The sequence below is a fragment of the Bradyrhizobium sp. 40 genome (genome assembly GCF_023100925.1).
Taxonomy (GTDB): Bacteria; Pseudomonadota; Alphaproteobacteria; order Rhizobiales; family Xanthobacteraceae; genus Bradyrhizobium.
Genome location: NZ_CP064688.1, coordinates 4,202,465 through 4,215,652 on the forward strand (window position 1 = coordinate 4,202,465; position 13,188 = coordinate 4,215,652).

The 13,188-nt window shown below is 64.8% G+C and carries 13 protein-coding genes and 1 pseudogene; 5 read left to right on the top strand and 9 right to left on the bottom strand.

Features of this window, described 5'->3' with window-relative positions; translation table 11 throughout:
• Positions 1-17: 17 nt before the first annotated feature.
• The 7 genes from mltG to IVB40_RS20535 all read right to left on the bottom strand — a co-directional run bounded on the left by mltG (position 18) and on the right by IVB40_RS20535 (position 7,040).
• The gene (gene mltG / locus IVB40_RS20505) at positions 18-1,286 is read right to left on the bottom strand and encodes an endolytic transglycosylase MltG (protein ID WP_027569667.1); all 1,269 of its coding nucleotides are present in this window, start codon (positions 1,284-1,286) and stop codon (positions 18-20) included.
• 125 nt (positions 1,287-1,411) lie between these two features.
• Positions 1,412-2,677, bottom strand: a complete 1,266-nt coding sequence (fabF, locus tag IVB40_RS20510) for a beta-ketoacyl-ACP synthase II (protein WP_247816125.1) — start codon at positions 2,675-2,677, stop codon at positions 1,412-1,414.
• Between the two features lie 108 nt (positions 2,678-2,785).
• Positions 2,786-3,025, bottom strand: coding sequence for an acyl carrier protein (locus tag IVB40_RS20515; RefSeq protein ID WP_006020277.1), 240 nt, complete (start codon positions 3,023-3,025; stop codon positions 2,786-2,788).
• Between the two features lie 308 nt (positions 3,026-3,333).
• Positions 3,334-4,071 (bottom strand): 3-oxoacyl-[acyl-carrier-protein] reductase, encoded by a 738-nt coding sequence (fabG, locus tag IVB40_RS20520; protein ID WP_007592006.1) that lies wholly within the window; start codon positions 4,069-4,071, stop codon positions 3,334-3,336.
• A gap of 102 nt (positions 4,072-4,173) precedes the next feature.
• Positions 4,174-5,133 (bottom strand): ACP S-malonyltransferase, encoded by a 960-nt coding sequence (gene fabD / locus IVB40_RS20525; protein ID WP_027569665.1) that lies wholly within the window; start codon positions 5,131-5,133, stop codon positions 4,174-4,176.
• Positions 5,134-5,306: 173 nt separating this feature from the next.
• A complete protein-coding gene (locus IVB40_RS20530; RefSeq protein WP_247816126.1) occupies positions 5,307-6,332 on the bottom strand; it encodes a fatty acid desaturase family protein in 1,026 nt (341 codons plus the stop codon).
• Between the two features lie 3 nt (positions 6,333-6,335).
• Positions 6,336-7,040 carry a TetR/AcrR family transcriptional regulator C-terminal domain-containing protein gene (locus IVB40_RS20535; RefSeq protein WP_247360587.1) on the bottom strand — a complete coding sequence of 235 codons (705 nt, stop codon included), beginning with the start codon at positions 7,038-7,040 and terminating at the stop codon, positions 6,336-6,338.
• A 355-nt stretch (positions 7,041-7,395) separates the two neighbouring features.
• On the opposite strand from IVB40_RS20535, the gene rpsF reads away from it, so the two are divergent.
• From rpsF to rplI, 4 genes are all read left to right on the top strand, one after another.
• The gene (gene rpsF / locus IVB40_RS20540) at positions 7,396-7,917 is read left to right on the top strand and encodes a 30S ribosomal protein S6 (protein ID WP_027569662.1); all 522 of its coding nucleotides are present in this window, start codon (positions 7,396-7,398) and stop codon (positions 7,915-7,917) included.
• A gap of 5 nt (positions 7,918-7,922) precedes the next feature.
• Positions 7,923-8,162 carry a 30S ribosomal protein S18 gene (rpsR, locus tag IVB40_RS20545; RefSeq protein WP_007592020.1) on the top strand — a complete coding sequence of 80 codons (240 nt, stop codon included), beginning with the start codon at positions 7,923-7,925 and terminating at the stop codon, positions 8,160-8,162.
• Positions 8,163-8,291: 129 nt separating this feature from the next.
• On the top strand, positions 8,292-9,269 hold the full coding sequence (locus IVB40_RS20550) for a DUF2232 domain-containing protein (RefSeq protein WP_247360586.1): 978 nt from the start codon (positions 8,292-8,294) through the stop codon (positions 9,267-9,269).
• A gap of 63 nt (positions 9,270-9,332) precedes the next feature.
• The gene (gene rplI, locus IVB40_RS20555) at positions 9,333-9,938 is read left to right on the top strand and encodes a 50S ribosomal protein L9 (RefSeq protein WP_027569660.1); all 606 of its coding nucleotides are present in this window, start codon (positions 9,333-9,335) and stop codon (positions 9,936-9,938) included.
• Positions 9,939-9,976: 38 nt separating this feature from the next.
• On the opposite strand, the pseudogene IVB40_RS20560 reads toward rplI, so the two are convergent.
• Together IVB40_RS20560 and IVB40_RS20565 are read right to left on the bottom strand one after the other, a co-directional pair.
• Positions 9,977-10,258: pseudogene (locus tag IVB40_RS20560) on the bottom strand (PaaI family thioesterase); the annotation flags it as partial.
• A 42-nt stretch (positions 10,259-10,300) separates the two neighbouring features.
• On the bottom strand, positions 10,301-11,317 hold the full coding sequence (locus IVB40_RS20565; RefSeq protein ID WP_247816127.1) for a hypothetical protein: 1,017 nt from the start codon (positions 11,315-11,317) through the stop codon (positions 10,301-10,303).
• A 279-nt stretch (positions 11,318-11,596) separates the two neighbouring features.
• Between IVB40_RS20565 and IVB40_RS20570 the strand changes: the two genes are divergently transcribed.
• Complete coding sequence (locus IVB40_RS20570; RefSeq protein ID WP_247816128.1) at positions 11,597-12,847, top strand: cyclopropane-fatty-acyl-phospholipid synthase family protein; 1,251 nt, start codon at positions 11,597-11,599, stop codon at positions 12,845-12,847.
• The last annotated feature ends 341 nt before the right edge of the window (positions 12,848-13,188 follow it).

The following is a 13,188-nucleotide window of genomic DNA, read 5'->3' on the forward strand; positions in this document are numbered from 1 at the left end:
CAGGTCTGCGCGCAGGCCTAGCGCTGCACCACCGGGGGCGAGGCCTGCACCGCGCCTTGGCGGGCCGGCGGCGGACCCGCGGGGCGAGCGGCCGGCGGCTTTTTCTGCTGGTTGGGGCGCGCCGGCGTGGTCGCCGTCGGCGTATCGGCGGCACCGGGCGCGGCGGCGGCCGGCGCGTCCTCAGCCGGCTCGACCGTGTCGTTCTGGATCTGCTTTTCCATCGCGCGCAGCTTGGCGACGTTCTTCTGGTGCGCGTCGTAGGTCTCGGTGAAGGAATGCCCGCCGGTGCCGTCCGCGACGAAATAGAGGTCACGGGTGCGGGCCGGGTTGGCGGCAGCCTCGAGCGAAGCGCGGCCGGGGTTTGAGATCGGGCCCGGCGGCAGACCCTCGATGACATAGGTGTTGTAGGGCGAGGGCTGCGTGATCTCGCTGCGCTTGATCGGTCGGCCGAGCGTGCCCTTGCCGCCGACGAGACCATAGATGATCGTGGGATCGGACTGCAGCTTGATCCTCTGCTTCAGGCGATTGACGAACACCGCGGCGACGCGGCTGCGCTCGTCCGGCTTGCCGGTCTCTTTCTCGACGATCGAGGCCAGCGTCACCAATTGCTCCGGACTCTTGACCGGAATGTCCTGATTGCGGCGCTCCCAGATCTCGGTCAGCACTCGCTTGTGCGCCTGCTGCATGCGCTGGATCACCTGATCGCGCGGGGTGCCGCGCGGGAACTTGTAGGTCTCGGGCAGCAGCGTGCCTTCGCGCGGCAGCTCACGCACGCTGCCGGTGAAGATGTCGTTGTCGGACAGGCGCGCCACGATCTGCTCGGAGGTCAGGCCCTCCGGGATCGTCACGGCATGCTGCACCACCTTGCCCTCGACGATGGTGGCAATGACGTCGCGCAAGGACGCGTTCTTCTGGAACGAGTATTCACCGGGCTTGAGGTCCGAGCTCGCCTTCAACGCAGCGACGCTGGCAATGAACGCCCACGGATTGACGTCGGTCACGCCTTCCCGGTTCAACGTCTCGGCGATGTCGCGCTTGCCGGCCCGCTGCGGGATGTTGACGATCTTGTCTTCCTTCAGCGGTCCCGGCGCCTCGAGCACCTGTCGGCCGTAATAGTACACGCCGCCCGCACCGATCATCGCAATCAGCAGCAGGGTGATGATGGCGTTGCCGACGATCACGAAGGGATTACGCGCGCGGTCCGATCGCTTCGGCGGCGGCGGGACCTGCTCGGGCTCGAGCGCTGCCCGCGGACTCCGGGGCGAAATGGGCGGCCTTTCACTCATCGAAGCAACCTGAATCCTGCCGGTTCAATCGCGACCTGACAATCGCTTGCCGAGCCAAATGCACGCGCCCGCTTCCATGACTATCGCCGAATACGGCAAAACGGTGGATTCGTCGCAACAACAAACTAATGGACCAGACGCCGGAAGATGACCGACGCGTTGGTACCGCCAAAACCAAAAGAATTCGACAACGCGACATTGACCTCGCGCTTCTTCGCCTGATGCGGCACGAGATCGATCGCAGTCTCGACCGACGGGTTGTCCAGGTTGATGGTCGGCGGCACGACATTATCGCGAATCGCGAGAATGGCGAAGATCGCTTCGATCGCACCGGCCGCACCCAGGAGATGACCGGTCGACGATTTGGTCGAGGACATCGCGACCTTGGAAGCGGCATTGCCGAGCAGACGTTCGACCGCACCAAGCTCGATCTCGTCACCGAGCGGTGTCGAGGTGCCGTGCGCGTTGATGTAGTCGAGATCGGACGCGGTAAGGCCGGCTCGCTTGAGCGCCGCCGCCATGCTTCGGAAGCCGCCGTCGCCGTCGGGTGACGGCGAGGTGATGTGATAGGCATCGCCCGAGAGACCGTAGCCCATCACTTCGGCATAGATCTTGGCGCCGCGGCGTTTGGCGTGTTCGAGCTCTTCCAGGACCAGAACGCCGGCGCCCTCGCCCATCACGAAGCCGTCGCGGTCCTTGTCGTAGGGGCGGGAGGCCTTCTCGGGCGTTTCGTTGAAGGCTGTCGAGAGCGCACGTGCGGCGTTGAAGCCGGCAATGCCGATGCGGCCGATCGGCGATTCCGCGCCGCCGGCAACCATGACGTCGGCATCGCCGAGCGCGATCAGGCGGGCGGCATCGCCGACCGCGTGAGCGCCGGTCGAGCAGGCCGTGACCACCGAATGGTTCGGCCCCTTCAGCCCATGCTTGATCGAGACATAGCCGGAGGCGAGATTGATCAGCCGGCCCGGAATGAAGAACGGCGAGACCCGGCGCGGCCCGCGTTCCTTCAGCAGGATCGCAGTTTCTGCAATGCCGTTGAGGCCGCCGATGCCGGACCCAATCATGGTGCCGGTGGCGCATTTGTCCTCTTCGGTCTCGGGATGCCAGTTGGCATCGTCGAGCGCCTGGCCGGCTGCGGCCATGCCGAAGATGATGAAGTCGTCGACCTTGCGCTGGTCCTTCGGCTCCATCCAGATATCGGGGTTGAAAGTGTCGTTGGTACCGTCGCCGCGCACGACCGTGCAGCCGATCTTGGTCTGAAGATCGGAGACATCGAAGCTCTCGATTTTGCGTGCGCCGCTTTGGCCGTCGAGGATGCGTTTCCAGGTCGGCTCGACACCGCAGCCGAGTGGCGAAACCATGCCAAGACCCGTGACGACAACCCGCCTCATATCCGAAAACTCCGCATCGAAACATTCACGGCCAATAACAAGAAACCGGCTGACCGCTGTTGGGCGGTCCGTCCGGTTTCAATGTTGTCCCCGCGAAAATGAAGAGCCTTAGCTCTTCGCGTTCTTCTCGAGAAACTTGGTGGCGTCGCCGACGGTGAGAATCGTTTCCGCGGCATCGTCCGGGATCTCGCAACCGAATTCCTCTTCGAACGCCATCACCAGCTCGACGGTGTCCAGACTGTCGGCGCCGAGGTCGTCGATGAAGCTCGCAGCATCGACAACCTTCTCGGGTTCAACACCAAGGTGTTCGACCACGATCTTCTTAACCCGCTCGCCAATCTCACTCATTGCATAACCTCGTGTTGTTCCCTGTAGACCCGACCCCCCGGGACGATACGAGCCGTCGTGGTCGTTGACTGCCTTCGCTTACGAACTTTGATTTGGCCCCATCCTAACCGATGCAGGCCCGGCGAATGACGGCCAAGGCTCCGCATCGCCAATATACAGGGTTTCAAAAACCTGCAATGGCGTTCTTTGCCCATCCGTTGAAGGTCCGGTTATCATACTTCAATTGCGTTGACTACAAGCCTCATTTCGCTCCGGAAACGGCCGTTTGCCGCATTCCGCGCCGCCAGGGGGCGGTGCGGCATGGAGCGTCAGATCATGGCCATGCCGCCGTTGACGTGGATGGTTTGGCCGGTGACATAGGCCGCTTCGTTCGAACTCAGGTAGACGGCGGCCGCCGCGATGTCCTCGGGCGTGCCCAGGCGATTGGCCGGAACCTTGGTCAGAATCGTTTCGCGCTGCTTGTCGTTGAGCGCATCGGTCATCGGCGTCTTGATGAAGCCGGGAGCGATACAATTCGCGGTGACCCCGCGCTTGGCGTATTCGGCACCCAACGTCTTGATCATGCCGATCAGGCCCGCCTTCGACGCGGTATAATTGCCCTGCCCCGGGTTGCCGGTGACGCCGACCACCGAGGTGATGGCGATGATGCGGCCGAAGCGCTTGCGCATCATCAATTTGGTGGCCGCTCGGGCAAGCCGGAAGGTCGAAGTCAAATTGATGTTGATGACCTCCTCCCAGTCCTCGTCACGGAGCTGCACGAAGAGATTGTCGCGCGTGATGCCGGCATTGGCGACGAGGATGTCGACCTGTCCCATCGCCGCCTCCGCAGCGGGCACCAGCGCCTCGACCTCGTCGGCCTTGGAGAGATTGCAGGGCAGCACATGGGTGCGCTCGCCGAGCTTGCCGGCAAGCTCATCCAGCACTTCCTTGCGCGTCCCCGATATCGCGACGGTGGCGCCCTGCGCGTGCAGCGCCTGTGCGATCGCGCCGCCGATGCCGCCGGTTGCGCCGGTGACGAGCGCCTTTTTGCCAGTCAGATCGAACATCGATAACTCCTCCAAAGCACGATCCGGAAAAATGCGCAGCGGTTTTCCGAAAGGATCGTGCGTCAACTAAAGAACTCAAGCGCGACGACGAATCATCCCGCCTCAGGCCTGCTTCGCAGCGGCCAATGCATCCTTGGCGGCAGCAATGTCGTTGGGACCACCGACCGCGACGCCAACGGCACCGTCCGCAATACGCTTGACGAGACCGGTCAGCACCTTGCCGGCACCGATCTCGAAGAAACGGGTGACGCCCTGCCCCGCCATATAGGCCACCGACTCGCGCCAGCGCACGGTGCCCGTGACCTGCTCGACCAAGCGGCGGCGGATCTCGTCGGGATCGGTGATCGCGCTCGCCAGCACGTTCGACACCAGCGGGGCCGCCGGCGCCTTGATCGTGACCTTGGCCAGCGCCTCCGCCATCGCGTCGGCAGCCGGCTGCATCAGCTTGCAATGGAACGGTGCGGACACCGGCAGCAACATTGCGCGCTTGGCGCCCTTGGTTTTGGCGATCTCGACGGCGCGATCGACCGCGGCCTTGTCGCCGGAGACGACCACTTGCCCGCCGCCATTGTCATTGGCTGCCTGGCAGACCTGCCCCTGCGCGGCCTCGTCCGCCACCGCCACGGCTGCCTCGTAGTCGAGGCCGAGCAGAGCGGCCATCGCACCGACGCCGACCGGCACGGCTTTTTGCATTGCGAGACCGCGGATGCGAAGCAGCCGCGCGGTGTCGGAAATCGTCAGGCTGCCGGCCGCGGCCAGCGCCGAATATTCACCGAGCGAGTGGCCGGCGACGAAGGCCGCATCCCGCTCCACGGAAAACCCGGCTTCGGCCTCCAGCACGCGCAGGGTGGCGACAGACACCGCCATCAGGGCCGGCTGGGCGTTTTGAGTGAGCTGGAGGGTTTCGGCCGGACCATCCCAGATGGTCGCCGTCAGCTTCTCCCCCAGCGCGGTATCGACCTCGTCGAACACGGCGCGCGCCACCGGAAAGGCATCCGCCAGCGCCTTGCCCATGCCGACCGCTTGGGAACCCTGCCCCGGAAATGTGAATGCAGCCGTCATCGGCGCTCCCTGCTTGTCGGGCGTGATCTCTGCGAGAACCGGCAGCCGATTACGCACGGCCGTAGGCCATGGTTCCGGATCATGCTCCAAAGGGGGCCGTAGACACTGTCCGGGGCTGGAATGTCAAGCCAAGATAGGAACTTCGTTCAGCCTTCAACTGATGAGACGGCTCCCTAAAATCCGCCGGCCGTCTGGTTGGCGTCGACCTCGGACCCCGCTTGCGCGCGGCGCGCGCTGTTGACCAGTTGCCCCGGGCGGTCATCGCGGTTCGGCTTCGCGGTCGCAAGCCGCAGCACGGCCGCGTAACTCGGCTGCACCTCCATGCGGCCCGCATGCCGGCTCTGGCTCAGCAGGCGATGCACCTTCGGCAGATTATAGCAGGGCACATAGAACAAGAGATGATGTTCGAGGTGGTAGTTCACGTAATACGGCGCGATGAACAGACGCTCGAAGAAATTGGCGTAGGTGGTGCGGGTATTGCGCAAGGGATCGCTGCTGTCGGGCACGACTGCGTGCTCGGCGATGTTGCGGATACGGGTGATCACCATCATCCAGGTCAGGAGCGGCACCAGCCATAGCAGCGGATAGGCCCACCACACGCCGGCCGCCGTGAGCGCTGCGAACATCGCGCCATTGACCAGACATTCCGGGCCGAGCTGCTCCCAAAAATGCGCCGCGCGCTGTCGCAACGGCCAGTCCTTCGGCCCCAGCGCATTGAGCAACTGCGCCTTGCGCTGCTGGTAGCCGGTCTGCCCGGTCATGTCGCGAATGAACTTGCGGCGATAGCTCAGCTTCGTGATCGGAAATGGCGCCGACAGCACGAGATCGGGATCGTCCTCCTGCTGCGTGCGCGCATGATGCTGAAGGTGATAGCGCCGATAGCTGCGCGTCTCCGCAAACAGAGGATAGGCGCAGAACCACTGGCTCATGGTCAGATTGGTTTTCTCGTCGGCGGACAGGCAGCCATGCGCGCCGTCATGCATGAGGATCGCGAGCCCGAGCTGGCGCGAGCCGATGATGGCGACGGCGAAGAGATAAGTGATCGGATTGGGCCACCACGCGACCAAGGCGATTGCCGCGATGATGAGCGCCCAGGCGTGCGCGATCAGCGCGACGCCTTTCCAGGTCACGCGCTGGCGCACGTCGGCAAGTTGGTCGTCGGTCAGGAAATCGCGGGCACGCATGCGAAGCGCAGTCATGGCCTAACTCTCCTCATTCGAATTGCTCGATGCGTCGCGCGCGTCGACAAGGCGCAGGCGCGTCGTGTCACTATTGAATTTCGCCTGTTCACCCAGTACGCGCAGCATCTCGGCGCACAGCGCCTCGGGCGAACGGCCCATCGCGTAGCCCTCGAGGATGACGCCGATGGCGACGGCCCAGAACCGCCGCGAACTCTCATCGGGCGCGCGCAGGGAGCGCCAGCCGTGCCGCGCGACCTGGCTCGCATAGGCTCGCGCACCCTCACTGTGCAGGCGCTCGATGGTGCGCTCGACCAGCGGCGCGAGATCCTGGCGCCGCCGCGTCAGCGTCAGCGCCTCGGCGAAGAAGGTCACCGAATCGCTCGCCGTGACGGTCTCGGCCAGCGCGTGGGTATAGTCCCGCGGCGTGCGCGCCTTCAGCGCCGCCTGCTCGGTCGCTCGCGCCAGGTACAGCAACTCGCGGCAGGCGCATTCGACGAACAGCGCCTCCTTGGTGCGGAAGTAATAGGTGATCTGGCTCGGGAACGCGTTCGCAGCGGCTGCGATGTCGGTGATCGCCGTGCCCGACAGCCCCCGCTCCCGAAACAGCGGGCTCGCGGCATCCAGCAGCAGCGAGCGCATTTTGCGGCCGGCCGACCGCGTGGCGCGGGTGGCGTGTTTGGGGTCGCCTGCCGCCTCGAGCGGCTCCTGGGCCGACTTTTCTGCCATTGGGGTTCGCTCCCGTCAGATCTGTTTGTATGATATACAAACAAACAAATCAAGCCGGTATGGTGGTCCGCGGTGGATCCAGCCGCCCGCATAGACCATCCGCGCCAAAACGCCGCCTGCAACCTTGCCAGAGACCTTGCCAAGTCAGCCGAAATCCGTATAACGCGCCCATCCGCAGACCCCGGCCGGGAGCTGAACGGACGGTCTCAGCAAATCATTCGTGATTTTGGTGTGGCAGGGCCAGTCGGCCCGTCGTCCCGTGTTTCCGCCTTCTGAGCTTAATCCCAGAGTCCTTTCCGAAGGCCTCTTAAGGGCTTGACGCCGGGCGATGCGCCAACATGAGGAAAGGACTTCCATGGCTCTCTATGAGCATGTTTTTCTCGCGCGCCAAGACGCGAGCACGCAGCAGGTCGAAGAGCTGACTGCGCAGATGACCGGCATCGTCGAAGGTCTCGGCGGCAAGGTCACCAAGACCGAGAATTGGGGCGTACGCTCCCTCACCTACCGCATGAACAAGAACCGCAAGGCGCATTTCGTGCTGCTCAACATCGACGCACCGTCCGCGGCGATCGCCGAGATCGAGCGCCAGGAGCGCATCAGCGAAGACGTGATCCGCTATCTCAGCGTCCGCGTCGAGGAGCTCGAGGAAGGCCCGTCCGCGATGATGCGCAAGGCCGACCGTGACCGCGAGCGTGACGACCGTGGCGGCGGATTCCGTGGCGATCGCGAAGGCGGTGGCTTCCGTGGCGACCGCGAGGGTGGTTTCCGTGGTGGCGATCGTGAAGGTGGCGGCTTCCGCGGTGACCGCGGTCCGCGCCGTCCGCGCGAAGACGCTGAAACCACCACGACCACCACCACCACGACGGATGGGGAGTAAGAACAATGGCTGAAGCTGGTGCACGCCGCCCGTTTTTCCGTCGCCGCAAGAGCTGCCCGTTCACGGGCGCGAATGCTCCGAAGATCGACTACAAGGACTCCAAGCTGCTGATGCGTTACGTCTCCGAGCGCGGCAAGATCGTGCCGAGCCGCATCACCGCGGTGTCCGCGAAGAAGCAGCGTGAGCTTGCCCGCGCCATCAAGCGCGCGCGGTTCTTGGGCCTGCTGCCCTACGTCATTCGCTAAGACGAATTCGGCCGGCGGCGACATCGCCGCCGGCCGAGCTACCTAGTTTCTCATAAGGCTTCCGGGTCGTCCGGTCGCCGATGGTTGGGGCGAGATGCCTCTAACCGCTCGAAGGGAGCGGGACAGCTGATGATGGCCTTTGGACTGATAGCCCTGATCGCCGGCGCTGCGTCGGCCCTGATGTTCGCCTCGATCGCTTCGGGCGCGCTTATCTCGCTCGTCCTGTTCTATCTCGCACCGCTGCCGCTGATGGTCGCTTCGATCGGCTGGGGACCGCTTTGCGCGAGCCTCGGCGGCATCGCCGCCGCGGTTGGCCTCGGCGCGCTGTTCGGCCTGCCCTACTGCATTGCCTTCGCCGTCACCGTCGCATTGCCGGCCTGGTGGCTCGGCCATCTCGTCCTGCTCAGCCGGCAGGTCGGACCCGCCGCGCCGAAGCCCGCCGCCGAGCCGCCCACTGAGCCAGTGCTCGAGTGGTATCCGGTCGGCCGCATCCTGCTGTGGATCGCGGGCTTCGCCACACTGACCACGCTCGCCGCCCTGCTCACGCTCGGCACCGACGCCGAGACCATCACCGGCACGCTGCGCCGTGGCCTGATGCGCCTCCTCCGCGCCGCCGACCCGCAGACCTCCGGCGAGACCGACCAATTCGTCGACGCACTGGTGCGGATCGTGCCGGCCGCCGCCACCATCGTCGCGATGATGACGCTGACCCTCAACCTCTGGCTCAGCACCAAGGTGACGGCGACGTCGGGCCGGCTGCGACGCCCCTGGCCGGACCTGATGACGGCGGAGCTGCCGCCGATGACGCTCGTGGCGCTCTGCATCGCGCTCGCCTTCTGCTTCACCGGCGGACTGCTTGCGATCGTGGCGCAGATCGCGGCGGCGGCGCTGATGATGGGATATGCGCTGACCGGCTTTGCCGTGCTGCACACGCTGACGCTGGCGCTGAAGAGCCGCACCTTCTGGCTCGGCTCTACCTACGCCGTCGTGGTCGTGTTCGGATGGCCCGTCATGGCGATGGTGATCCTCGGCCTCGCGGATGCCGTGTTCGGCCTCCGCGAACGCTTCCTTCGTACGCGCCAGCCACCGCCGCTGCCGACCTCTTGAGTTCAAATCCGAAAGTTCAAGTTCGAAATTCCAACTCACTCAACACATCAAAGGAGAACGAATATGGAAGTCATTTTGCTGGAACGCGTCAACAAGCTCGGTCACATGGGCGAAGTCGTGAAGGTTCGCGACGGCTATGCCCGCAATTTCCTGCTCAAGCGCGGCAAGGCGCTGCGCGCCACCGCCGACAACCGTGCCAAGTACGACGGCATGAAGGCCGAGCTCGAGGCTCGCAACCTTGAGTCCAAGGGCGAGGCGTCCAAGATCGCCGAGAAGATCCAGGGCAAGAACATCATCGTGATCCGCCAGGCTTCGGAAGCCGGCCAGCTGTTCGGCTCGGTCAACGTGCGCGACATCGTCGTGGCGTTCGAAGCCGACGGTGTTTCACTGTCCCGCCCGCAGGTTCAGCTCGACGCGCCGATCAAGACCATCGGCAAGCACACCATCACGGTCGCCATCCACCCCGAGGTCGAGATCGAGATCAGTGTCACCGTGGCGCGCAGCCAGGACGAGGCCGAGCGCATCAACCGCGGCGAGGACATCTCGAGCCGGAACGAAGACCGGGATGCTGCGGCCGAAGCGATCGCAGCTGCCGGCGAGTTCTTCGACCCGGAAGCCCAGCAGGACGACGCCGAGCCGGCGCCGGCTGCGGAAGAGACCGAGAAGTAAGCCTCGCATTCGCGCAAGGCTTTCGAAGCCCGGTCGCCTCAGGCGGCCGGGCTTTTCGTTTTGGCGGCAACGTCCTCGCTCAGCATCGCGATCGACGCGAGCGCGGTTGCCGGTTGCTTCTCGATGCCGTCGGTGACGCAGAAAGCGTCGGCTGCGACCACGGAGACCTGACGCCCCGGCTTGATCACCCTCGCCCGGCCGATCAGCTTCTTGCCAGCCGCGGGCGACAACAGATTGAGCTTGTATTCGGCCGTCAACGCCGGCTGGCCGCGCGAGATCGCGGCTGCGATCGATCGTGTTGCGGTCAAGACGACGAAGGCCGCGCGAGCGCGCGGCCTTCGCATGTCGAAATATATGGTCGTTTATCGCGAAATCGGCGGCGTCGGCGGACCGGACGATTCGGCTGGCGGCGGTGGGGCCGCAGCGGTTGCGGGCGGCGCGGGCTCCTGCGACTTCGCTGGCGGTTCGGCCCTTGCGGCGGGCTTGGGGGCGGCGTCTTCCGCCGCCTTGGGCGCAGCTGGCTCGGCGGGCTTCGCGGCGGATGGTGCCGCCGGCGTCACCTGCGGCACTGGATCGGGCCGCAACGCCGGAGCCTCGCTGCCGCGCGGCTCAACCTTGGCACTTTCCGGCTTGGCCTCGGCGGGCTTCTCGGACGGCTTGCTGCCTTCAGATTTGCTGCCTTCGGATTTAGCCTCGCCGGAATCCCCCTTTGCAGTCTCAGGCTTTGTCTCGGGCTTGGACTCGACCTTCGGCTCGCTCTTCTTGTCGTCTGCCGTGGGCGCCGCGGCATCGACCTTCGGTGCCTCATCACTTCCCGGCTTGCCACGCTTGCCGAGACGCTTGGCCTTGCGCCCTTCGGGGGCAGCCTGGTCCTCGGGCTTCGCGCCTTCCTTCGTTCCTTCTTCGGCCGGCCGCGCGGCGCGTTTCTGACGCGCGCCCTCGACCGCGGGAGCGGCACCCTCGCCTTCCGGCTTGGCGGACTCCTGGGAACGTTGCCGGCGGCCCTGACGTTCGGGGGACTGCGCGGGATTGGTATTGGCTTCCTTGTCCTTGTCCTTGGCGCCGTCCTTCTTGTCCTTGCCGTCCTTGGCCTGGTAGCGGGTGTCGGTGGCTCCGTTGGAGACGAGGTAGGAGGCGAGCACGCCGGCCATGTCGGAGCTGGTCGTGTAATGCTGGCGCAGGAAGCCCGGCAGCGAACCCGGCGCCACCGTTTTCAACAGGCCGCGCGGGCTCTTGTGACATGCATTGCAGGTCTGCGCGAAAAGCTGGGATGGGGCCTTGCCGGCCTCGAGGTTCGTCGCCTGCGCGAGAACGGTATTGGTCGCGCCGAAGCCGATCAGAAGCAAGATCGTCGCGAGGCTGAGCGCTCGGCTCGACATTCCCATCATCTCCATTGAATTCCGAGAGGTGCAGCCGGCAGGCGGCGCCGCGGCGGGTCACCTTTTATCCGATTGAGCCGCGAATGGAAGCAGCCTCCGCGCGCAAGGATGTGATTAAGCGGTTTGGGAATATCCGCTTTGAGCGCAGCGCAATAGCGGGCCCGGGACACCTCCCTAGATCTAGATGCAACGCATAGGAACCGCCGAGATGCCCGGGCGTAGGGTGTGAAAGGCCGGGTAGTCGCATCTCTTCGGGTCCGCTCGAGAGGATGGGTGCCGATGGATCGATTGCTGCGTCAATTCCTGTCTCAATTCATCCGCCGCGGGTCGATGACGGTGACCACGGCGAAGGGCGCGAAGTTCACCGTCGGCGACGGCTCGGGCGAACCGGTCGCAGTCCGCTTCGTCACCGCGGACGCAGAACGAAGGATCCTCGTCAATCCCGAGCTCGGGCTTGGCGAGGCCTACATGGACGGCGAGTTCGTCGTCGAGCACGGCACCATAGCTGATGCCCTCGCGATCCTGCTCGATCAACCCGACCTATTGCCGCACTGGGCAAAACCCTGGTGGCACCTGCGCTATCTGGTGCGGCACCTGAAGCAGTTCAATCCGCGCCCGCGCTCCCGCAGCAACGTCGCACACCATTACGATCTCGATGCAAGGCTCTATTCGCTCTTTCTCGACGCCGACAAGCAATACAGCTGCGCCTATTTCGAGACGCCCGAGAGCACGCTCGACGATGCGCAGCTCGCCAAGAAACGGCACGTCGCCGCAAAGCTGCTCGTCAAGGGCGGCCAGCGCGTCCTCGACATCGGCTCTGGCTGGGGCGGACTTGGGCTCTATCTCGCCGAGATCGCAGGTGCTGACGTCACTGGCGTCACGTTATCGACGGAGCAGTTGCAGATCGGCAATGCGCGCGCAGCCGAAAAGGGCCTGACCAGATCGGCCAAATTCCTGCTTCAGGACTATCGCGACATCGCCGGCCCGTTCGACCGCATCGTCTCAGTCGGCATGTTGGAGCATGTCGGCGCGCGCTTCTACGACACCTACTTCCAGCGCTGCGCCGAGCTGCTGGACAAGGACGGCGTCATGTTGTTGCACTCGATCGGCCGTTCGCAGGGCCCGGACTCCACCAATCCGTGGATCGCCAAATACATATTTCCCGGCGGCTACATCCCTGCTCTCTCGGAGGTGCTGCCGGCGATGGAGCGGGCCGGCCTGCTGATCTGCGACATCGAGATACTGCGCCTGCATTACGCCGAAACGCTGAAGGCATGGCGCGAGCGCTTCATGGCGCGGCGCGAAGAAGCCGTGCAGCTGTATGACGAGCGCTTCGCGCTGATGTGGGAATTTTACCTGGCAGCCAGCGAGATGACGTTCCGCAAGCAGGATATGATGAACTTCCAGATTCAACTCACCCGGCGTCAGGGCGTCGTGCCTATGACGCGCAACTACATCGCGCGTGAAGAAGCCCGGCTGCGGGCCGTCGAGGCCGGCGCCAAGCCGAGGCTGAAGCTGGCTGGTGAATAAGTCCTAGTGGCGCAGGGTCGAAATCGGAGCGGATCGGAAAGAGGCCGTTAAGGCCAATTGCATCCGCAGTGCCTTCAGGATTTCGGGGGCGACCGGTTCCCGACGCACTTCAGGCCGCTCAGCATGCTCCATGGCCGCGATCAGCCCCGACAGCCAAAGTCGGCTGCCTGCTTCGCTTCGCCAATTCCGGGGCTGCCGTTCTGGCCGCATCGCTTGCCTCGTTCCCTGGTGGCAGACCGGGAGACAACCCCCCGCCCGCTTGCCTGTTCCGGCTGTACCCCCGAAAGAATCCGGGGAGATGTGATCTGCTTCACATAAGTCTCGTCGGCCCTGGCTTAGAC